Annotated in this window: 21 protein-coding genes and 1 pseudogene; 15 read left to right on the top strand and 7 right to left on the bottom strand. The window is 35.7% G+C overall.

The features are described 5' to 3' along the window. Positions 1-20: 20 nt before the first annotated feature. From B8955_RS01360 to B8955_RS01350, 3 genes are all read right to left on the bottom strand, one after another. Positions 21-1,262 carry an aminopeptidase gene (locus B8955_RS01360; RefSeq protein ID WP_084097881.1) on the bottom strand — a complete coding sequence of 414 codons (1,242 nt, stop codon included), beginning with the start codon at positions 1,260-1,262 and terminating at the stop codon, positions 21-23. 30 nt (positions 1,263-1,292) lie between these two features. Next, positions 1,293-1,739 carry a flavodoxin gene (locus B8955_RS01355; RefSeq protein ID WP_084097880.1) on the bottom strand — a complete coding sequence of 149 codons (447 nt, stop codon included), beginning with the start codon at positions 1,737-1,739 and terminating at the stop codon, positions 1,293-1,295. Positions 1,740-1,860: 121 nt separating this feature from the next. Further along, positions 1,861-2,562, bottom strand: a complete 702-nt coding sequence (locus B8955_RS01350) for a GntR family transcriptional regulator (RefSeq protein ID WP_084097879.1) — start codon at positions 2,560-2,562, stop codon at positions 1,861-1,863. A 197-nt stretch (positions 2,563-2,759) separates the two neighbouring features. On the opposite strand from B8955_RS01350, the gene map reads away from it, so the two are divergent. From map to B8955_RS01320, 6 genes are all read left to right on the top strand, one after another. Next, positions 2,760-3,518 carry a type I methionyl aminopeptidase gene (gene map / locus B8955_RS01345; RefSeq protein WP_084097878.1) on the top strand — a complete coding sequence of 253 codons (759 nt, stop codon included), beginning with the start codon at positions 2,760-2,762 and terminating at the stop codon, positions 3,516-3,518. Positions 3,519-3,639: 121 nt separating this feature from the next. Further along, positions 3,640-4,980: an LCP family glycopolymer transferase gene (locus tag B8955_RS01340; RefSeq protein ID WP_084097877.1), complete on the top strand. Its 1,341-nt coding sequence runs from the start codon at positions 3,640-3,642 to the stop codon at positions 4,978-4,980. Positions 4,981-5,028: 48 nt separating this feature from the next. Continuing rightward, a complete protein-coding gene (locus B8955_RS01335) occupies positions 5,029-5,967 on the top strand; it encodes an LCP family protein (RefSeq protein WP_084097876.1) in 939 nt (312 codons plus the stop codon). Positions 5,968-6,126: 159 nt separating this feature from the next. Beyond that, a complete protein-coding gene (locus B8955_RS01330) occupies positions 6,127-7,374 on the top strand; it encodes a thiolase family protein (protein ID WP_084097875.1) in 1,248 nt (415 codons plus the stop codon). A 109-nt stretch (positions 7,375-7,483) separates the two neighbouring features. Further along, positions 7,484-8,455 (top strand): GMP reductase, encoded by a 972-nt coding sequence (locus B8955_RS01325; RefSeq protein WP_084097874.1) that lies wholly within the window; start codon positions 7,484-7,486, stop codon positions 8,453-8,455. A gap of 109 nt (positions 8,456-8,564) precedes the next feature. Further along, the gene (locus B8955_RS01320; protein WP_234983493.1) at positions 8,565-9,461 is read left to right on the top strand and encodes a DNA/RNA non-specific endonuclease; all 897 of its coding nucleotides are present in this window, start codon (positions 8,565-8,567) and stop codon (positions 9,459-9,461) included. An 81-nt stretch (positions 9,462-9,542) separates the two neighbouring features. Here the strand turns inward: B8955_RS01320 and B8955_RS01315 are convergent, their stop codons facing one another. Then, positions 9,543-11,045 carry an FAD/NAD(P)-binding protein gene (locus B8955_RS01315; protein ID WP_084097872.1) on the bottom strand — a complete coding sequence of 501 codons (1,503 nt, stop codon included), beginning with the start codon at positions 11,043-11,045 and terminating at the stop codon, positions 9,543-9,545. Between the two features lie 157 nt (positions 11,046-11,202). On the opposite strand from B8955_RS01315, the gene brnQ reads away from it, so the two are divergent. From brnQ to B8955_RS01280, 7 genes and pseudogenes are all read left to right on the top strand, one after another. After that, entirely contained in the window at positions 11,203-12,540 is a 1,338-nt protein-coding gene (gene brnQ / locus B8955_RS01310) for a branched-chain amino acid transport system II carrier protein (protein WP_084097871.1), read from the top strand. A 218-nt stretch (positions 12,541-12,758) separates the two neighbouring features. After that, positions 12,759-13,631: a DegV family protein gene (locus B8955_RS01305; protein ID WP_159444408.1), complete on the top strand. Its 873-nt coding sequence runs from the start codon at positions 12,759-12,761 to the stop codon at positions 13,629-13,631. Positions 13,632-13,641: 10 nt separating this feature from the next. After that, complete coding sequence (locus tag B8955_RS01300) at positions 13,642-14,106, top strand: NUDIX hydrolase (RefSeq protein ID WP_084097869.1); 465 nt, start codon at positions 13,642-13,644, stop codon at positions 14,104-14,106. A gap of 43 nt (positions 14,107-14,149) precedes the next feature. After that, positions 14,150-14,920: a tyrosine-protein phosphatase gene (locus tag B8955_RS01295; protein ID WP_084097868.1), complete on the top strand. Its 771-nt coding sequence runs from the start codon at positions 14,150-14,152 to the stop codon at positions 14,918-14,920. 203 nt (positions 14,921-15,123) lie between these two features. Next, a pseudogene (locus tag B8955_RS01290) lies at positions 15,124-16,320 on the top strand (UDP-N-acetylglucosamine 4,6-dehydratase family protein); the annotation flags it as partial. 69 nt (positions 16,321-16,389) lie between these two features. Continuing rightward, a complete protein-coding gene (locus B8955_RS01285) occupies positions 16,390-17,133 on the top strand; it encodes a YveK family protein (protein WP_084097867.1) in 744 nt (247 codons plus the stop codon). Between the two features lie 14 nt (positions 17,134-17,147). Continuing rightward, entirely contained in the window at positions 17,148-17,864 is a 717-nt protein-coding gene (locus tag B8955_RS01280) for a CpsD/CapB family tyrosine-protein kinase (protein ID WP_084097866.1), read from the top strand. Positions 17,865-17,925: 61 nt separating this feature from the next. Here B8955_RS01280 and B8955_RS01275 read toward each other — a convergent pair whose 3' ends face one another. The 3 genes from B8955_RS01275 to trhO all read right to left on the bottom strand — a co-directional run bounded on the left by B8955_RS01275 (position 17,926) and on the right by trhO (position 21,128). Further along, positions 17,926-19,182 (bottom strand): glutamate-5-semialdehyde dehydrogenase, encoded by a 1,257-nt coding sequence (locus B8955_RS01275; RefSeq protein WP_084097865.1) that lies wholly within the window; start codon positions 19,180-19,182, stop codon positions 17,926-17,928. 2 nt (positions 19,183-19,184) lie between these two features. Then, positions 19,185-20,000 (bottom strand): glutamate 5-kinase, encoded by an 816-nt coding sequence (gene proB / locus B8955_RS01270; protein WP_084097864.1) that lies wholly within the window; start codon positions 19,998-20,000, stop codon positions 19,185-19,187. A 153-nt stretch (positions 20,001-20,153) separates the two neighbouring features. Continuing rightward, positions 20,154-21,128: an oxygen-dependent tRNA uridine(34) hydroxylase TrhO gene (gene trhO / locus B8955_RS01265; protein ID WP_084097863.1), complete on the bottom strand. Its 975-nt coding sequence runs from the start codon at positions 21,126-21,128 to the stop codon at positions 20,154-20,156. A gap of 271 nt (positions 21,129-21,399) precedes the next feature. On the opposite strand from trhO, the gene B8955_RS01260 reads away from it, so the two are divergent. Together B8955_RS01260 and B8955_RS01255 are read left to right on the top strand one after the other, a co-directional pair. Then, positions 21,400-22,338, top strand: coding sequence for a YitT family protein (locus B8955_RS01260; protein WP_084097862.1), 939 nt, complete (start codon positions 21,400-21,402; stop codon positions 22,336-22,338). Positions 22,339-22,382: 44 nt separating this feature from the next. Beyond that, positions 22,383-22,985 (top strand): hypothetical protein, encoded by a 603-nt coding sequence (locus B8955_RS01255; protein WP_084097861.1) that lies wholly within the window; start codon positions 22,383-22,385, stop codon positions 22,983-22,985. Positions 22,986-22,992: the final 7 nt, after the last annotated feature.

Below are 22,992 nucleotides of genomic sequence, written 5' to 3'. Positions count from 1 at the left end.
TTATCCTTTTTTAATAGACATTAGAAAGCCCATTCGCCATTACGGAAAATAGGGAAAGTTTCACCATCAGCAGTAATTCCATCAATATCCATTTCACCAGAACCTACCATGAAGTCTTCGTGTACATCACTACGGTTAAGGCCACGTGCTTTTAATTCTTCTTCAGATAATTTATTACCACCTTTAAGAGTGGTTGGATAAGCAGCTCCAATAGCTAAGTGATTTGATGCATTTTCATCGAATAATGTATTGAAGAAGATTAAATTACTTTGAGAAATAGGAGATGAGTGAGGAACTAATGCTACTTCACCTAAACTAGTAGCGCCATCATTATTAGCAACTAAATCTTTAATAATTTGATCATTTTTATCAGCTGAAATATCTGTGATTTGACCATCTGCAAAGCTAACGCGAATATTTTCGATGGTTGATCCAGCATATGCTAAAGGTTTTGTTGAAGTGACATGACCTTCAATGACACGACTATCTGGAGCAGTGAAGATTTCTTCAGTTGGCATATTAGCAATGAAAGGACGTCCTTCAGGGTTGAAGCTTTCAGCACTTACCCAAATGTGTCCTTCAGGTAAACCAATCGTTAAATCTGTACCAGGAGCCGTGTAATGTAACTTAGCAAACTGTTTGTTGTTCATATAGTCCGCTTTAGATTCTAAAGTATCGCGGTGTTTGTTCCAACTTGCAACAGGATCGTCATCATACACACGGCATGTTTTGAAAATTTGATCCCATAGTGCATCAACAGCAGCTTGTTTATCATCAGCCAAATCAGGAAAGACGTGTTTGGCCCAGCCATAGTCTGCAGCAGCTGCTACGGTCCATTTCACATCGTCATTCATCGTTGCTTGACGGACAACTTTTAACGCTTTACTGCGAGCAGATTGTACCGTATCAATTTTTTCATTTGAGATACCATTTAATAAATCAGGATCACCAGAAACAACAGATAGACGACTCATTTTTTTGTTTTTAATTAAGTCTTCTTGACGAGCTTTTTCATAGTCTTCAACATGAGCTAAGTCTTCTGTACTCATGTGATCATATTCTAGTCGTTCAATATAATCATCGCGCCAAGTGAAATAAACACGACGCGCACCGTTGGCATAAGCATGTTTTGCTAATAAGCGACCTAAGGGAGCGTTTTGGGTTTCGATGTAAACCATTAAATTGTCTCCATCTTCAACATTAACCCCTTTTTCAATTAATAAACGGGCGTATTTATCTAATAATTGATCGAAATCTTTCATTATATTTCCTCCTTTTTTACTACTATAATACTATGAGACGGCGTTCACAAGTTTTTGTGCTAACTCCTTAATGGCCTCAATATCTTCAGGTTCAGGAGATAACTCAGCTTTGATAGGGTCACCCACTTGTTTAGCACCGATAGCTAAGAAACGTTCAGTAAAATCATCAACGGATTGACAAAATTTAGGATAGTAATGATCGCCAGAACCTAACGTGGCAAAGACTTTCCCGTTTAGATTCATGGTTTCTAAATCTTCATATAAATCTAACATTTCGTCAGGAATTTCTGCGTCTACACCATACGTATAGGTGGCAACCACACAAATATCAACCGCTTCGAAATCAGAGCCTAAGACTGTCGAACATTCTTCTAAACGAGTGTCAACTCCTAATGAAGAGAGCTCATCGGCTAAGATTTCTGCCATTTCTTCAGTATTTCCAGTTAAACTAGCAAAGCTTACTAAAGCTTTAGTCACAGTAGTCACTCCTTTCGATAAGGTAACGTTTTATAAAGTATAGCAAACAATCTATAGTCATGCGATAAAAAAACGACTGAATCAATCAGCCGTTTAAGAATTATAAATTTATAGTAATAAATTACGGACGAGTCGGGTAATGATCAGTCACTAAATAAGTGGTTTGATTATCTTTAGAGACATATTGAAGTAAACGTACAGAGAGTAGTTGAATAATCGTGTGACAGTTTTGATATTGTTGATGAGCAATTGCGAAGGCTAAATCCTCAAGATAAATCGTTAAAATAGTTTGTAAGTGTTGAAATTGTTCGGTTGTTACCTCGTCTTGAATATGTCGTATAATATGTTTTATAGCGATTTTAGCTTCTTTTACTAAGAAAGGATGATCAGCAGGAATGAAAAGTTCTTCCCAATAGGTGAGTAATATTTTAAGGAAGAATGAGTCATCTTGGTTTTTAACGGCTTGTTTTAAGTCACGAACCGTTTGATATAAAATGGTTGAAACCCGCTGATTTTCAAAATCGGTTTTACTTAATCGATCCACTAAGCGATAGCAAATAATTTTAAAATAGCGTAATTTATGTCCAGTTAATTGTTCTGAGCTTGGTTTGTTAAGGACAAAATAGCCACGATAAGGAATCACTTCTACAATGTTCTCCTTCTCAAGTACAGCTAAAGCAGATCGGACGGGACTACGACTCATATCTAAATCGTTTGAAATATTTAATTCAATAATATGGTAGCCAGGTTTCCATTCATTAGTTAGGATTTTGTTTTTGATATATAGGTAAGCAAGTTGCTCAAATTTTTGTATTTTTCCCATAACGACGCTCCAATCTTATCATCCAAAATGCGACTTATATTTTATCATATTTTTTAGATGAAAAGGTGAATTTTAAGCAAAAAATAAAAGAAAATTGGTGCTTTTTTGTAAGGAAATTGCAAATAAAAGCATCGATTTATAATCAATCAAATCTGTAGTATAATAGGGACATTCTTATAGAAGGGATGATTAAGTTAATGATTAGTTTAAAATCTAAACGTGAACAAGATGGGATGGCAGAAGCAGGTGCATTGTTAGCGAGCATTCATGAAAAATTACGTGACTTTATTAAGCCAGGCATTTCAACTGCAGATATTGATCAATTTGTGGAAAAAGAAATTCGAGATGCAGGGGCAATTCCTGAACAAATCGGTTATGAAGGTTTCGAGTATGCAACATGTACATCTGTCAATGATGAAATTTGTCATGGATTCCCTTCCAGTAAAGATATTTTAAAATCAGGTGACTTAATTGGTGTTGATACCGTACTTTCTTTAAACGGCTATATGGCAGATTCTTGCTGGTCTTATATTGTTGGTGAATCTAATGAAACATTAGATCATCTTATGGAAGTAACTAAAAATGCGTTATATAAAGGAATTGAACAAGCAGTCGTCGGTAATCGTATTGGCGATATTGGACATGCTATCCAAGAATATGTAGAAGGTGAAGGGTTATCTGTTGTACGTGAATTTGTTGGTCATGGTATTCAACCAACCATGCATGAAGGACCTTCTGTTCCACATTACGGTGAAAAAGGGCGTGGACAACGCTTGCGTGATGGTATGACAATTACAATTGAACCCATGGTAAATACTGGTAAATGGCAATCACAAATGGATGATAATGGTTGGACTGCTCGTACGATTGATGGCGGACTAAGTTGTCAATTTGAACATACCTTGGCGATTACTAAAGAAGGACCACGTATTTTCACTAAACAAAAAGGAGAATAAGTCGTTTACTTATTAGCTAGTCTTGACGCATTATATGAACGGATTTAAAGAAAATTTTAATCTTTTCCGTTTATAATCGTGTCATAATAGAGGAAGTATCTAAAAATAAAGAAGGTTAGTTATGACGACAAGTAATAAAGAACGTCAAAGTCAAAAAAAAAAACAAAATAAGTCATCCCGTGGTAAAAAGCGATGGCTATGGTTGTTAATACTGCCTGTCCTTTTTATACTCGGTTTTGGTGTCTATAAAGTGAGCAGCGAATTATTAGGCTTTGCACATGAAATTTATGAAGGTAACCGTAGCAATAAGTTGCGTGATGCTGACAAAGTTTTAAAAAATAAGAAACCGATATCTATTCTATTAACAGGAATTGATAATGGGGCACTTTTTTACGAAGACGTCGAAGATGGCCGTACTGATGTCATGATGGTTATTACAATTAATCCTGAAGACAATAGCGCTCAAGTCACCTCTATTCCTAGAGATGCATTAGGACCAATAGGGCAAACCGATGATTTTGATAAATTAAATCATGCGTATATGGATCATGACTTGAATTGGACGATTGATTCATTGCAACGGTATTTGGATATACCGATTGATTATTATGTCTCCGTTAATATGCAAGGATTTATTGATGTGATTGATATTCTTGGTGGTATTGAAGTGACACCAAGCTTAACGTTTACTCAAAATGGTGTTGATTTCAAAGAAGGCGAAACTAAAAAATTATCCGGTGAAGAAGCTATTCATTATGCCCGAATGCGTAAGTCAGATCCAGAGGGAGATCTAGGTCGTGAAAAACGGCAACAAGAGATTGTTGAAGCGGTCATAGATAAGGTAGCCTCAATTGAATCAGTACCAAATTATAAAGAGATTTTAAACAAACTGGAAGATAATATAAAAACTGATTTTAAAGTTGAAGATATGTTTACTTTACAACAAAACTATCTTGATGCTTTACAACATCTTGATAAACAAACAGCGAATAATTACCAAGATTTAAACTTACCTTTTGGCTATTATTTATATATTCCAGAATCTGAACGTATTCGGTTAAGTAATCAGATTCGTGCGTCTTTAGGTCTCGGTAAAACCAATTCGGCCATTGTTTATCCAGCTGAATACCAAACACCAGAAGAATATTTCCCGATAGTAGATAACAATGGGAATCTTATTCTTGATAGTGATGATTTACCAGTTAAGCCTGGAGTTTACAAAAAAGATGATTTAGATTCCCAATTGATGAAATGGGAACAGAAAAATGGCAAAAATTCTAGTCAGTCATCCAGCCAAGTCAATGAGACTCCGTCAGAAAATGAAGTTAATCAACAATCAGGTATTCAAGAAATTCCTCAAACAGAGGGCCCAGGTTTCTCTAATAATGAGGGAAATGCGTTAATTCCTCCTAATATGCCATATCAGCAACCAAGTGAAAATCAGATCATAAATGGCTATTAGAAAATGATAAGCTGGGGAAATGTTTAACTATAGTGATGGAGGAAAAAAATGGAAGAAAACTCACGACGTGCTAAAAATCGTCATAAAAAACGGCGTGTTTGGCCAATTATTGTTGTTATCTTATTAATTATTGTTGCTGGCTTAGGAGTTTGGGGTTATTCAAAAGTACATCAAACTCAAAAGGCTATTTATCAACCAGTTGATAACAATCAAGTGGAACAAGTACGTAGAGATAGTGCAAAAATTGAGGATAAAGATCCGGTTTCTATTTTATTATTAGGAGTCGATCATAATTCAGAACGAACAGAACAAAATTCAGATGTCATGATTTTAGTAACCGTTAATCCTGACACAAAAGAAGCTAAAATGGTAAGTATTCCACGTGATACGCCACTTCCTGGAACAGAGACCAAAATTAATTCAGCCTATGCAAATAATGGGACATCTGGAGCAATTAATGCTGTGCAAGATTTATTAAATGTCCCAATTGATTATTACGCCACTGTGGATATGGAAGGACTAATTGGAGTGGTTGATAGTCTTGGAGGAGTCACTGTCGATAGTCCACTTGCTTTTAGTCAAGATGGCTATGATTTTCCACAAGGAACGACTGAAATTACGACTGGGGAACAAGCTTTAGCATTTGTTCGAAATCGTAAAAATGACCCTGAAGGAGACTTTGGACGCAATCGCCGACAACGTATTTTACTATTAGCGATATTAGATAAATTTAGTTCACCAACTGCTATCATGCAAGCAGGAACTTTATTTGATACGGTTCAAAATTATGTCAATACGAATATTACTGGTGATGAGATGGTTCAATTAGGCTTACATTATCGTTTAAGTAGCGATGATGTCGAGGCTCTAGATTTAGCTGGTCAAGCCGGTACGGGTGTTAGTGGGGCATCTTTAAACTTTGTTAGTGATGAACAAATCAATAATGTTTCTCAAGCGTTAAGAGAAAACTTAGAAATCAATAATTAATTTTAACTAAGAGGATTGATAAGATGATCAATCCTCTTTTTTGATTCTGTAAGCGAGCTAACCGCTTAATAATTAGTAAAGAAAAGGGGAAAATCTAGTTCTAAATTATCTTTTTAGTTATACTTAATAAGCGAGTAATAAAAGAAGAGGAGATTAAGTATGCAAGAAAATCAGATTGTTTTTGTTGGAGCTGCTAGAACGCCTGTAGGTACTTACCTAGGAAGTTTGAAAACAGTCCCTGTGGAACAATTAGGGATTACCGCTATCGAGGCAGCCATGCAAAGAAGTGGTCTCGATAAAGAAGTCGTTGATGAGATTATTGTCGGTAACGTTATTGGCAGTCAAACGAGTAATAACTTAGGTCGGGTGATTGGTATTGATGCTGGATTCCCAAATTCGACAACAGGAATGACTATTAATCGCATTTGTGGTTCAGGAATGCAGTCAGCTATTTCAGGTGCACAATCCTTACTTTTAGGAGATGCTGATGTCGTCGTAGCTGGTGGAATGGAATCAATGTCGCGAGCGCCGTTTTATTTACCGGAGTCTGCTCGGTATGAAGGACTTAGTCCTCGCGATTTAAATTTAATTGATGCGAATGCTGCTGGATTACACAGTGCTTCTGGACAAAAGAATGATGATTTATTAAATATGGGACTAACTGCGGAAAATATCGTTTCTAAGTTTCATATTACCCGTGAAGAACAGGATGAATTTGCTTATACGAGCCAACAAAAAATGGCGATTGCTCAACAATCCGGTCGAATGGCAGAAGAAATCACGCCAGTAACGATTACAGATAGAAAAGGACGCCAAACAATTGTTGATAAAGATGAACATCCAAGACCACAAATTACTATGGAAAAATTGCAGCATTTAAAACCGGCTTTCCGTTTTGATGGTAAAGGCTCCGTGACTCCTGGAAATGCATCAGGTTTCAATGATGGAGCTGCCTTTGAAGTCATGACGACACAAGATTACGCGATGAAGCATCAATTAACACCACTAGGTATTTTAAAAGCATATGCGATTACGGGATGTGACCCTCGAACGATGGGATTAGGCCCCGTTCAAGCGATTCAATCAGTTCTTAATAAAACGAACCTTTCTCTCGAAGATTTAGATGTTTTAGAAATTAATGAAGCGTTTGCGGGTCAAGTTTTAGGTTGTCTTAGAGAATTAGGGATTTCAACAGACTCAAAATATTATCATGAACGCTTCAATCCTAATGGCGGAGCAATTGCGATAGGTCATCCATTGGGAATGACAGGTGCTAGAATCATTACTTCTGTTCTGTATGAGTTTAAAAAATATCCAAATAAACGTTATGCTGTAGCAAGTGCTTGTATTGGTGGTGGCCAAGGCATTGCTGTCTTACTTGAAAATCCTCATTATAAGAAAGAATAAATGCATACAATTAACGATTGAAAAAGATTGCAAAAGTATTCCGAACACCTTAGAATAGAGCTTGGTGTTTTTTACAAATAAGTTTGAATTACAGAAAGGCGAGTTGTCAGTGCAAACGTTTGATTATGAACAAGTCCAATTAATTCCAGCAAAATGTGTCGTTAATAGTCGGAGTGAATGTGACACGACCATTAAATTTGGACCCCGTGAGTTCAATATTCCTGTTGTTCCTGCGAATATGCAGACTGTGCTAAATGAAGCATTAGCGATTCAATTAGCTGAAAATGGCTACTTCTACATTATGCATCGTTTTAATCCAGAAAAACGACTTGATTTTGTGAAGGATATGAATCAACGAGGCTTATATGCTTCTATTTCTGTTGGTGTAAAACCAGAAGAATATGATTTTATTGATGAACTAAAAGCAAGCGGAGAAAAAGTAGAGTATATTACGATTGATATTGCACACGGACATGCAGAATCCGTGATTCAAATGATTAAATATATTAAAGAAGCTCTCCCTGAAACTTTTGTTATTGCTGGTAATATCGCAACTCCAGAAGCCGTTCGTGATTTAGAAAATGCTGGAGCAGATGCCACTAAAGTTGGCGTAGGACCTGGCCGGGTATGCATTACTAAAATTAAAACAGGATTTGGAACAGCGGGTTGGCAATTAGATGCGATTCGTTTATGTGCCAAAGCAGCTAGAAAACCAATTATTGCAGACGGTGGTATTCGTACTAATGGCGATATCGCAAAAAGTATTCGCTTTGGGGCTTCTATGGTAATGATTGGATCATTACTTGCAGCCCATGAAGAATCGCCTGGTGAACAAGTCGATGAAGACGGTGTCACATTTAAAGAATACTTTGGTTCTGCTAGTGAATATCAAAAAGGCATCCATAAAAATGTTGAAGGTAAAAAAATGCTAATTGAAAGTCGAGGCAGTGTTTTTGATACCTTAAATGAAATGAAAGAAGATTTACAAAGTAGTATTTCGTATGCTGGCGGTAAGGATTTAAAAGCCATTCGAACAGTAGACTATATGGTCGTTCCAAGCATTTTTAATGGTGATCGTTAAGAATTGAAGTTGAAAATCGCTTCACAAATGGTGTCTGACACGCTAAAATAGAAATAAATACTAAAGGCTAAAATTTTTCAGCCTTTTTTTGATGGAAAGGGACGTTATTATGGCAAAGAAAAAGGCGCATCCAGCGAAAAAAATAAGCGCAACGATTGTGGCAATTGGTGTCTTTTTATTTATAGCAGTTGGATCTACGTTAGCAAATATGTATCCAGAGGACGAGCCATATTCTAATCAACAAGCGATTAATAAAGCATATGATGACATTATTGCGAAATTACCGTTTGATTTCGATAAAACCAATGACGTTCCCTATACCGATAAGCCGACACAAAAAGATCCAAACAAAACGACTCCAAAGCCATCATTAGCGGATGAAGAGGTTGAGAAGCAAGCTCGTAATATTCATCAGCAATTACCAGATGTTCCTAAAGATGAGGCATATGTTGAAATTAATGATAATATCCCGATGTTTTCCAATGCAGATTTAGAAGACGTTGGTGAATGGGAAGAATATTCTCCGTTAGATGATAAAAATCGGGTTGGAGAAGCAAATGCGATGTTATATCGTGATATGATGCCAAGTGAAGTCGATGAGAGAGAGAGTTTATCGCATGTGAAACCCACAGGCTGGCAACAAAAACGGTACACAGGATTGGTTGATGGTTCTTGGTTATATAATCGTTCGCACTTAATTGGTTATCAATTAACGGGACAACAAGATAATGTGTTAAATTTAATGACTGGAACGCGATTCCTTAATGTCGAAGGGATGTTGCCATTCGAAAACTATGTGGCGAATTACATTGAAAATCATGACGTTCATGTAAGATATCGGATAACCCCCTTATTTTTAAAAAATGAAAAACTAGCTCGAGGGGTATTTATGGAAGGATATTCTATTGAAGATGATGGTAAATTAGCCTTTCATATTTTTGTGCCCAATAAACAACCTGATATCGACATTGATTATCAAGATGGTAGTAGTAAAAAGGCTAGTTAACAATTTTTTAAGGCCAAGAAGAGTGATTATTATAAAAATAGTCCAAAATAAAAATGCGGAAGATTACTCTCCGCATTTTTTTTATTGGACTAATGTATCTAAAATATGTTGAGCAACTTTTTGCCCAGAACGATAAGATATTCCGGCATTATTATTACCAAATTGGGTATTAAATATCCAATAACCTAGTAGATAGAGATGATCAAAGACGCCATAATATTGATTAAATAGTTGACTAGTTGGCCAAGTGACTTGAATAAAACGGTCACCATCATCTAAAGTGATTAAATTATCATTATATAAATTAGCGATTAATGGATTTTGTGCTAAAGCTTTTTTAGGGTGTTTTTCAAAACCAGCTGTGTTAATTAAAATATCGACATGCTCAGTTTCACCATTTACCGTGAGATCAAAACCACTTTCTGTAGCAGAAATGTCGGTTAAACCAGAAACAATCGTTGCTTTACCTTCATCCAACCAAGATAAAATATCTTTCATTGCTGGTTCGGCTAATTGATTCCGGAAATGTTCAAAATCGTCTAAATAATCACGTTGTAGTCTTTCTTTATCTTGACGAGATAGAGAAACATTGATTTCAGCTAATAATGGCTTCATACGATCGATATAACCTTGTAATCTTTCCAGCATCATATCATCATGTGAAACTTCGTACCGAATTTCTTCGACAGTTCCTTTACCATATTGATCTAACATTTTATGCCAATCGATATCGCCAGCTTTAAAGTCATCTTGAATTTGTTTTATTAAATGATCTAAAGGGAGGTAACCATTATGGTGTTGTTTTTCATTAGCAATCCATTCTGTCGATAATGAGAAAGGACTTTCCCGATTAAAGTTTGGCTTGCGAACGACGGTAAAAGGCAAGTTTCGAATATAAAATGTAATGGGTTGCTGCCAATCGTTTGGATAGTGTAGTTGTAAGAACCGCATCACATCAATACTTGATAACCCACTGCCAATAATACCAACCTTTTTGCTTTGATCTAAATCAGTTAACTTATCTAGGACTGGATAAGGATTATGAATATATCCTTTGTTTCCTAATAAATTATAGTGATCAGCGTAAGGGGGATGACCAATGGCTAGAATAACGGCATCATATTTTCCATATTTATTATCGTCATCCGTTACAATTTGATATTGAAAAGGCGCATTTGCAGGATAACTAGCTGGAATATTGGATTCGTATTGTTTGGGTAATACGCGTACGACTTGTTTATGGATCACTTGAACATTATTAGCGTCTAAGTCAGGGCTAATTTTAGCAGTCAAATATTCACCATAAATAGGTCGTGGCATAAAACGGTGAGTTTTAGCAATGTCTGGATGATGAGTTTCTACCCATTCAATAAATTCATTAGGGTTCTCCGGATTGATACTTAAATCTTGAGGTGAGGAGTTCATCAAAATTTCGTGGGCATCTGGAGTATACGGAAAACCATGGGCCAGATGTCGTTTGGATTCGAAAATATCAATTTGGAGAGGGGAGTCATGGTTGGCTTCAAGTAGACGATGTAGAGCGCCACTTCCTGTCAGCCCGAGTCCCACGATTGCAATACGCATAATAGAACCTCCTACTAAAATTTGCGTCAATTATATCATATTTAAAAAAAATAGCCAATCGAGTAGCGATTTTAAGAAAAGTATGATAAATTATATAACAATTTAATGATTTTCTAATTGTTCAGAAAATTCGGATAAAAAGGAAAAGAGGATGACTATGAAAAAACAACAGTTAACCGTCAGCGAATTATTTCTAGTAGCCTCCACATTATTTGGGCTATTTTTTGGTGCCGGTAACATTATTTTCCCGGTATCGATGGGGCAAATGGCAGGTGCCAATATGTGGTTGGCAGGATTAGGGTTTGTGTTAACCGCTATTGGATTACCATTACTTGGAGTCGCAGCTATGGGTGTCTCTCATAGTGATGGTGTACAAGATATGAGTCGCCATGTTTCAAAAGGCTATAGCTATTTCTTTACACTAGCATTATATCTAACAATTGGTCCATTTTTTGCAATTCCCAGAACAGCTAGTGTATCGTTTGAAGTTGGATTAGCTAACTTTATGAGTGAGACACATTTAGGTTTTGGATTATGGATTTATTCCTTTATCTTTTTTGGCTTAGCCTTAATTCTTGCGCTAAAACCTGGGAAAATTTTAGATTATGTGGGCAAATATTTAAATCCTGCTTTTCTCATTATGTTAGCTATCATTTTCATAGTAGCATTTATCTCTCCTTTGTCCGCGGTTAAAGATGTGACACCAACTGGGGAATATGCTAGTGCTCCAATTTTTGGTGGGTTGTTAGCCGGATACGATACGATGGATGCGTTAGCCAGTCTAGCGTTTGGTATTATTGTGGTCCAATCCGTACGGCAATTAGGGGTTGATGAACCAAAACGTATTGGTATGGAAACTGTTAAAAGTGGGCTATTTGCTTTATTAGCGATGGCGTTGATTTACTTCTGTCTAACTTTATTAGGTGCTCAAAGTCGAGGTGGCTTTGCTATTGCTGAAAATGGTGGTATTGCTATCTCACAAATTACGACGCATTACTTTGGAGCATTCGGAACAGTATTGTTAGCTATCATTATGTTTATTGCATGTTTAAAAACAGCAGTTGGTTTAATAGTTGCTTGTGCAGAAACGTTTGAATCTCTTAGTCAACATAAAATTTCGGTAAAAACATGGACAATCGTTTCAACGGTTATTGCCTTTTTGGCCGCAAACATTGGATTAAATAATATTATCGCTTATTCACAACCTGTCCTCATGCTATTATATCCACTAGCGATTGTGCTTATTTTATTAGCATTATTTGATAGTTACATCAAAGATAAACGGTTATATAAATGGGTGACAATATTTACTTTCGTTCCAGCAATATTTGATTTTGTTAAATCACTACCTGAACCGGTCTATTCATGGCTAGGTGGTAATGGTTGGGTCGCTGTTGGAGAGACAATTTTCCCATTTTTTACCTATGGATTTGGTTGGATTTTACCAGCTATCATTGGATTAATAGTCGGATTATTCATGACTAAGCAAAAATAAATAATAATTTTAAATATATTAGAAGAAGCCAAGTGAAGACTTGACTTTTTTGATGAGAAGACTTCAAATTAAATAGTAGGAAGTCATCCCAAAATAGGAAAATTATGATAAACTTAATAGTAATTAAAGTAATGCGTTATAGCATTCGTAACTACTAATAAAAATAATAGTTATCAAAAGATTAGTAGTGAAAAAAATAAAGAGAAAGGATGTTATATATGCGTTCAGCAATTGTTGTCGATAGTACAGCAGGAATCGATCCCGCTTTACTCGAGCAACCTAACATTTTTCAGGTCGATTTAACAATTAATTTTAAAGATGGAGAAATCATTACGGATACTAATGAGCCAGAACCTACCAAGAAATTCTATAAAAAATTAGTTGAGAGTGATGAGTTACCAACGACTTCTCAGCCTGAACTTGGCGAATATATGAAAATTTTTGATCAAATTATTGAAGCTGATTTTGATACTGTGTTTATGTTTTTGATGTCCAGTCAATTAAGTGGAACCTATCAAACGGCAGTATTAGCAGCTAGTGAATATGATGAAAAACTATCAATTTTTCCTATCGATTCAAAAGGAGTTTCTATTTATACCGAACATGTTGTTTTAGAAGCCTTAAGAATGATTGAGGCAGGTATGTCAGCAGAAGATATTGCTGCAGAAAGTCGCTGGATTATCGATCATTCGACCATTTATGTAGCGATTAAAGACTTAAATAATCTTGTTAAAGGTGGACGCTTGAATAATAGACAAGCATTTATTGGTACAATGCTTAAAGTATGGCCTATTTTATATTTTAAACAAGATGGTGGATTAGGGATTTATGATAAAGTCCGTTCCTTGAAAAAAGTACAACGGGCATATAAGAAAATTGCTGATGACCATATTGCAAAATATGGTGAAGATCAGTCGCTTATTCTCTTTGCCCATGGAGATGCTGAAGAAGAGACAATTAAAATTCGTGACCAGATACTCGCTGATTATTCAGATGTGTCTTCTTGGATGCGTTATTTAACACCAGTGATTGGTGTACATGGTGGAAAAGGTTGTATCGGGATGGCAACAGCCGTTAAAGCGAGAATCTAGGTGAACTTATTTGAAATTAACCACATTAATTTATTTAGAAGATCAAGAAGATTGGTTAATGCTTTTGAGAAATAAAAAATCTCAAGATATTAATCATGATAAATGGTTAGGTGTGGGTGGAAAATTTGAATTTGGTGAATCCCCTTTGGAATGTGCAGCACGCGAAGTATATGAAGAAACTGGACAGCCATTAAAAAATGCGCAATTTCAAGGATTTGTCACTTTTCATTATACTCAATCTGAACCAATTTTAATTATTGTTTATACGGGAACGATTGCAAACCGAGAAGTTAGACCGAATGACGAAGGCGAAATGCACTGGATTCCTAAATCACGAGTATTAGATTTGGAGTTATGGGAAGGCGATCGTTTATTTATTACTGCAATTTTAGAACAAGAAGGATTATTTGATTTAAAATTTTACTATAACGCTCAAAGAGAATTGGTGAAAGTAGAAGATCGTAGTAAAAACTAATCTGCTAGCTGTTCTTACCTTAAATTGGGGGAGGTGAGAGTCAATGATTGATAGTCATTGCCATATATTACCAGAAATTGATGATGGATCAGAAAGTTTAGAGATGACCATAGATATGGTTAATCAAGCAAAAAGTGATGGAATTACCCATATCTTAGCAACTCCCCATCATTATGATGGTAGATACTTAAACTATGCAAGTGACATCGAACAACAAGTGGCTATTGTACAAGAGGAACTTGATAGAAGAGGAATTAATGTCATTCTTTTTCCGTCACAAGAAGTACGCGTTCATATCGATTTATTAGATCATATAAAAAAAGGCGAGATTTTATTTGCTGATTTAAATCAAACATATTTACTACTTGAACTTCCTTCTGATAGTATTCCTATTTATTTTGATCAGTTGCTTTTTGATTTGCGAGTAAACGATATTCAACCAGTCATTGTTCACCCCGAGCGTCATGAAATATTAATGAAAAATCCGTCATTATTAGCAGAATATATTAAACGTGGCTGTTATGGACAGTTAACAGCAGCGAGTTATCTCGGTAAATTTGGGGAAGAAGTACAGCATGCTGCTGAGCAGATGCTAGATCAAGGGCTTGTGCATTTAATAGCTTCTGATGCGCATCGGCCTGAAGGAAACCAGAGGTATTTAATGACCGAAGCTTTGAAAAAGGTTGAAAAAAAATACGGGGAAACGACGGTTTTTGATTTAAAACAAAATGCCAAAAGTTTAATCAATGGCGATCCCTTAATTACTGATTTTCACGTAGAGAAAAAACGCCAAAAACGGTGGCGGTTATTTTAGAATGATGGAGGAAGGTAGTGAAAATTTCAAAACATTTCAAATGGGAAGCTATTATATTAGCTGATTTAGTAAGTATGGTTATTGGAATCCCGATGGTTTACCTCTTGTTAAACGATTCTATTAGTTTGCCCGTTCAAACAATGATAGGGATACCAAGTATTTATTTTATCGTTCATATTATGTTAGGCTTTTTCTTTATAGCACCGTTTTTATCGATTGATAAAATGGAATGGATATTAGATTTTGGTCATTCAATGGGAATAAAAATGACGCAAATGTCACCAGGTGAAGGGATATTTACTGAAAATTATTCATTTAATTCAAAACAAATCTCACATGAAATCGATATTGCTGATTTATTAGGTCGAGAGGAAGTTGAATTAGATGATGAGAAAGCATTAAATCAAATTAGCGACCAGAGCGTATTAGTGACGGGAGCTGGAGGTTCTATTGGTTCTGAGATATGCCGTCAGATTATTAAATTTTCTCCAAGGTATCTTTATTTATTGGGACATGGTGAGAATTCAATCTATCTTATTTATCAAGAGTTGCGGAATTTAAATTTGCAACATACTGAGATTATTCCTGTCATTGCTGATGTGCAAAATAAAGAATATATTGAAACATTAATGCTAAAATATCAACCAGATATTGTTTATCATGCAGCGGCGCATAAGCATGTTCCATTAATGGAAGCAAATCCCACTGAAGCAGTAAAAAATAATGTGTTTGGTACTTTAAATGTGGCTATGGCAGCTAAAAAAGCTAATGTTGGTGTATTTGTTATGTTATCAACAGATAAGGCAAATAATCCTTCTGGTGTTATGGGGGCTACCAAACGAATTGCTGAGATGATTGTTACGGGACTGAATGAAGAAGGTCATACGATTTTTACTGCTGTTCGTTTTGGTAATGTTTTAGGGAGTCGCGGCTCAGTTATTCCACTATTTAAACGCCAAATTCAAGCTGGCGGGCCAGTGACAGTGACGGATTTTAATATGCGACGTTTCTTTATGACGATTCCAGAAGCTAGTCGTTTAGTTATTCAAGCTGGAGCTTATGCCAAAGGTGGCGAAATCTTTATTTTAGATATGGGAGAAGAAGTTTATATTGTAGATTTAGCTAAAAAAATGATTAAATTAAGTGGATTTACTGAAGATGAAATTGAGATTAAAGAAATGGGAATTCGTCCAGGTGAAAAACTTTATGAAGAATTGTTATTAACCGATGAAACGATTGGGGAGAAAGTTGATGATAAAATTTTTGTTGGTCGTATTCAAAATATGCCATTAGAAAATATTTTATCATTTATTAATCGTTTAGATATATCAGGAACTAATAATAGTGAACTAAGAAAACGTTTGGTTGAATATGTTCACCGTAACCTTCAAGATTCTTAATTTGAATCATCATAGTTTCCTAATATTTTGTGGTAAAATGTGTGAGTAGCTAATGCTTTAGGAGGAAATATGAAAAGTAAACAAAAAAGATCATCAACCAATATCAGTAGAGCAATAAAAGATAATAGTGGGAAAATAATATTGACAACGATTATTGGGTTAGTTTTATCGGCGTTAATTACTTTTGTACTGATTAAACCGACTTACTCATCAACTGCAGATATTGTAGTAAATAGAGAACAAGATTCTGTTGAAAATAGTCAACAATTAACGTCAGAAGGAAATGAAATTTTATTAAATACCTATCAATCATTGATTAAAAAACCTGCAGTGTTAGATCCAGTCATTAATGACTTAGATTTAAATCAATCTGTGGACGAACTGGCGGATAAGATTACAATTGATAATGAATCGGATTCATTAATTTTATCAATTAATGTTGAAGATAATTCTCCTTACCAAGCAGCAGATATTGCTAATGCAGTTGTCAATCAGTTTTCTAATCAAGCAACAGATATCTTACATGTCCAAAAAGTATCAGTGGTAACTGAAGCAAAACCAAACGAAACGCCTTCATCTCCACATATTGCGGTAAATTTAGTAGTTGGGACAGTAATAGGGGCTCTAGTTGGTTTTCTTTGGGTGTTATTACATTCAGTTTTTGATCGGACAATCCATTCTCAAGAGATTATTAAAGAAATCGGTTGGACACCATTAGGAGCTGTTTCACAGATGTCACGCGATGATGTTAAAGACACGCGCTTCAAAAAAACATTGTCTGGAGAAACTGTTAATCGTCGTCGTCGAGTTTAATAAGGAGGATTGTAATGGTGTTTAAAACAAATAAGCGAAAAAAAAGTGATAAAGATAATCAAGAACAGCAATTAGGGGCAAGCTTAGTAACAGTGACACGACCAAGTGATACGGTTGCGGAACAATTTCGATCTATAAAGGAAAATATTCAATTTTCTGCTGCAGATAAAAAAATTCAAACGTTGTTGGTGACTTCAGCCGATGATTCAGAAGGAAAATCGACAATGGCAGCCAATTTAGCTGCGGTAATGGCTGAACAAGGGAAACGGGTTTTGTTAGTTGATACCAATTTGCGTAAACCTTCTATTTATAAAACATTTAATTTAAACGAACATCATCCAGGGTTAACGACATTATTGACAGATGATAGTTTGACTATTATGGATGCTATTATCAAAGTTAAAGACGCTAATCTTTATGTATTATCAGCTGGGCCAATGCCTCCTAATCCTTCAGAATTATTAGATTCTAAACGAATGGAAGCTCTTATTGAAGAATTCAATGATGTTTTTGATACAGTTATTTTTGATTCCTCTGCATTATTAACAGGTGATGATGCTCAAGTGATGGCTACTAAAGTAGATGGTATCATCATTACGATTCGTGAAGGAGTTACTGAAAAAAATAGTATTTATCAAGCTAAAGAACGACTAGATGCTGTTAATGCGAATGTCATTGGGGCTATTTATAATGGTTCAGAAGACAAAAAAGAATCTAAAGCTATTAAATAAAAAGTAATTAATATCGAAAAAGGTCGCTGGCATAGCCAACGACCTTTTTTAATGAAGTCATCTAATCACGAGTTTGTCCATCACCTAAAACGATGTATTTATAAGAAGTTAACGCGGCTAATCCCATTGGACCACGTGCGTGTAATTTTTGAGTACTAATCCCAATTTCGCCACCAAAACCAAATTGTTCACCATCAGAAAAGCGAGATGAGGCATTAACCATAACGACAGCTGAATCGATAGCTTGGGTAAATAAACGAGCGGTAGAATAATTTTCGGTAACAATTGTTTCCGTATGATGTGTAGAATAGGTCATAATGTGTTCAATAGCAGTGTTGACGTCTTCAACAACCCGAATCGCTAATTCATAATCTAAATATTCCGTCGCATCATCGTCAGGAGTAATAGCGATGCTATTTTGAAAATAGTTGCTTGCGATATTGTCAGCATGAATTTTAACATGATATTTTGCGAGTAGTGAGGCTGCTAGAGAGAGAAATTCCTCAGCAATCTCTTTATCGACCAATAAAGTTTCAATGGCATTGCAGACAGATACGCGTTGTGTTTTAGCATTTTCTAAGATGGCTAATGCTTTTTCGATATCAGCATCTTTATGAATATACAAATGATTATTACCGGTTCCAGTCTCTATAGTTGGAATTGTTGCTTGTTGAATCACGTTTTGAATTAAGCCAGCACTACCACGAGGGATTAAACAATCAACATATTCATTCAAATGCATGAACTGTTTTGCAAGCTCACGGTCTGGATTATCAATATAGTTAATTGCTGTTATTGGCAAGTTCACTTCTTTAAGGGCTGCTTGTAACACTTGAACAATTTCTGTATTGCTATGAATCGTTTCTTTGCCACCACGAAGAATAACCGCATTCCCTGATTTGAAAGCTAAGGCTGAGGCATCAGTTGTGACATTAGGACGAGATTCGTAGATGATACCGATAACGCCTAAAGGCACTCGAACTTTACTGATTTGTAAGTCGGTGTCAGTTAACCATTGAGAATCCGTTTGGCCAATAATATCTGGTAAAGTAGCCACTTGTTCGAGACCATTTGCCATCGCTTCGACACGTTCTGGTGTTAAAGTCAGACGTTCTATAAAGCTATCTGAGCGCCCATTTTGCTTAGCTTCACTGATATCTTTAGCATTAACAGCTAAAATATCGGCTGCTGCTGATCTAAGATGTTTTGCCATGGTACGTAACGCCATATTTTTTTCTGTAGTCGTTAATTGTGCTAAATGATGGGCTGTCTTCTTAGCATTTTTAGCTAAGGTAATGAGAGATTTTTCATTAATCATTATTAGTCCTCCTTCGTTTCTGGAATAAATACAGTTCCAATATCATATCCATCTAATAAAGAGAAAATATCACTAGGGTCATGTGAACTCATAATAGCGGTTGAGATTTGATCAATAAGTAATTGCTTAGCCGCTCTTAATTTGGTTTGCATACCCCCAGTACTAAAGGTTGATCCTTTATCTCCAGCCATTTCCATTAATTCGTCAGTTACTTCATACAGAACTTTGAAACGTTTGGCCGAAGCATCTGATTGAGGATTCCCTGAATAAAAACCATCAACATCGGTTAATAAAATAAGTAAGTCAGCCGCTGTTGTTCGTGCAACCATTCCGGATAAAGTATCATTATCTCCAAAGCGAGTATGGTGGTCCATTTCTTCAACTGCTACGGCGTCATTTTCATTAATAATTGGAATAATTTGATTATTTAGTAAGGCATTCATACTATTCTGATAGTTAATATAACTTTCAGGGAAATCAATAATGTCTTTTGTTAATAGGACTTGACCAACAGGTTGATTGTAGTAACCAAAGAACCGATCGTAAACTGTCATCAAAGCGACCTGTCCAACTGAAGCGATGGCTTGTTGTTTAGGAATTGCAACAGGGCGTTCAGCAATATTTAATTGGGCACATCCAACTCCGATAGCTCCCGAAGTGACGAGAATCACTTCTTTTTTATATTGCACTAGCGTACTTAAAACATAGGCTAGGCGATCAATTCGTCGATAATTTAATTGGTTATTGTCATCAAGAAGGGAGTTGGTTCCAATTTTGACGACAATCCGTTTTGATTGTTTAATTGTTTGACGTGACACAAATGACACTCCAATCTTTAATCTTTAATCGTTTAGCGTAAGAACTTAGAGTGTATTATAGCATAGTGAACTATGAAACAAAGGAAGAATTAAAAAATGGCAGCAAAAAGCGGAAGAGGCACGCCTCTTCCGCTAACTTACTACTATAAACTATTATGCTTCAACGCCATCTGGTAATTCTTCACCGATAGCAGCTAAGCGTTCTTTAACTTCTTCAGTAGACCAACCACGTGCTTTAACGTAACGATTACGTGGATGAACACGGCATTCGTGACAGCAGCCGCCTAAGTATTTTTCTTGGTTTTCTTCAGATGCTAAAATTTGACGGTTACATTCTGGGTTACCACAATTAATGTAACGTTCGCATGGCGTACCATCGAAATGATCAACACCAATAACTGTAGGGTTTACGCGATTGATTGGGACAGAAATCCGTTCGTCAAAGACATACATTTTTCCTTCCCATAAGTCGCCTTTTGTTTCTTCATTTTGGCTATAGTTTTCAATTCCACCATATAGTTGGCCGATTTCTTTACCGATACCTTCACGGACTAAGTAGCCAGAAAGTTTTTCGCAACGAACACCACCAGTACAATAGACAAGAACTTTTTTATCCATGAATTTTTCTTTATTATCTTGTAACCATTGTGGTAATTCGCGGAAAGCATGAATATCTGGATTGATAGCATTTTTGAAATGTCCTAGTTCATATTCATAGTCGTTACGAGTATCAATGATGACGGTATCGTCATCTTGCATTGCTTCACGGAATTGTTCAGGTTCAAGATGATGACCAGTTGTTTCTAATGGGTCAACATCATCTTCAAGTTTTAATGACACGATTTCATCACGGTGACGAACGAACATTTTTTTATGTGCGTAGTCATCTGCTTCATCAATTTTAAACCATAAGTCAGAGAATTTATCCATACTGTGCATATGATCCATATATTTTTTAGTGACTTCTTTAGGACCACTAACGGTTCCGTTAATTCCTTCTGAACTAATTAAGATACGACCACGTAAACCAATTGATTTACAATACATCAGTTCATCTTTCGTAAATTGTTCAGGATCTTCAATCGGAACATATTTATAATAAAGTAATACTTCGTAATCTTTTGACATATCATTACCTCCAAAGTAAAGTTAGTCGTTTGTTTTTAACACTACGTCCCTTAATTATAGCGAATTATGGCTACCTATTCAAGATTCACTACGAGGTGGAATCGGATACATTTTCCTTTATTATAGATGGTTTAACTTTGCTCAATTATAAACATGAAAACAGTAATGAAAGCTTATAAAAAGCCAGATTTTTTCAAATAACTGATTGCGTCTATACCGTATATTTGCTATAGTCAAGTGTGTTCAAAATTCAAGAAAAAGGAGTGGGAAAATGGAAAGCTTAAAAAACATTAATGTAAGACAATTATTACTTGTGGCGTTAGGAACATTTTTAATGACAACAGGTTTATATTTCTTTATTGTACCTGACGAATTAGCTGGGGGAGGTACTGCAGGAATTACAATTGTTTTAGATGCACTTATTGGACTACCTTACTCAGTTATTTTATTTATTGTTAACATGACGTTGCTAGCATTAGGAATCATTTTTGTTGGGAAAGACTTTGGTGGGACAACATTAGTATCTATCTTTTTATATTCCATTTTTTATGGAATGTATGAACGATTAATTCCTATTGATGGTCCGGTAGCTGAAGATAGTATTGTGAACCTAATATTAGGAATTACAATTATGGCTGTTGGCATGGGAACCGTGTATAATGCCGGAGCTTCAACTGGTGGTACAGATATTCTCGGTAAAATTATTAATATGTATACCCCAATTCCATTCGCAATGTCTGTCATGATTGTCGATTTAATTGTTCTGATGTTTGTGATGTTGATGTTTGGAATTGATCGTGGTCTGTATGCAAGCATCGGTATTTTATTAAACTCTCAGATTGTTGATAAAATTATGTCTGGGGGTAATGTAAAATTCCAAGTTACGATTATATCGGAACATGGTAGTGCAATTAATGACTTTATCTTAAATGATTTACACCGGGCAACAACGATTTATAATGCTAAAGGTGGATATACGAAAACACCACGCGTCGTGATTATAACTGTTATTAACCGTTCAGATATGATTGCATTGAAACGCCATTTACATGAAGTCGATACGAGAGCTTTCCTATATATTTCCACTGTCTCTGAGGTTAGTGGGGAAGGCTTCACATTTAATGTGAAACAAAAACCTATTTTGAAAAAACCAAAGAAAAAAATATCAACGAAAACAGTCTCTACAGATGAATCAAGTGCAAACTCTTAAGAGGTAAGGTATACTGAAGAAAAGCAAAGAGGGGACTGTAATCTATGCGGACAGAAGAACTGTATAGTCAATTAAATCAATTATCTTTCGTCGAAAATTATTATGTTGCACGTTCGAAAGCTTCGGAAACAGAAGAACAGTATCGTACCTTAAAAATTTATGATGATGATGCCAAGTTAGCTGAGGTTAATATTGATACGCCTTATATGTTAAGAACAACTTATAGTGGCTTTGAGCATCGTAATATCCTTGAGCAGCAAGCATTATTAAAGATTTTAATTGAATATAGTCGAACACCAGTTGAAAAACGGCGAAGTGAGATGTACTTTGCTTATTATTACGATTTAAATAATATTCCGCATTTTATCAAACGGTTGCGAAATCGCCGGTTAACAGATGATATGATTCCGTTCGCATATTTTTCAACGATGTCAGATGAACAGATGGAAAAATATTTGTTTACGTCGACAGAATTTGAAGATTTTCCTGCCGATTATCGCCCACGCTTTACTCCTGATTCGTTTGTTAAGGTGACGCCAATTGAGGAGTTTCGCCAAGACTTGTACGATCGTTTTCAATCGAATAATGATGAAGAAATCGTGGATTTGTCGTTACAAGCAGACGATGAATCGAAAAATGATGATTAATAAAAAA

The sequence above is a fragment of the Aerococcus suis genome, from assembly GCF_900176325.1.
Classification (GTDB): Bacteria; Bacillota; Bacilli; order Lactobacillales; family Aerococcaceae; genus Aerococcus; species Aerococcus suis.
Note: the sequence above shows the minus strand (reverse complement) of the source record. Positions and strands in the feature narration are given on the sequence as shown.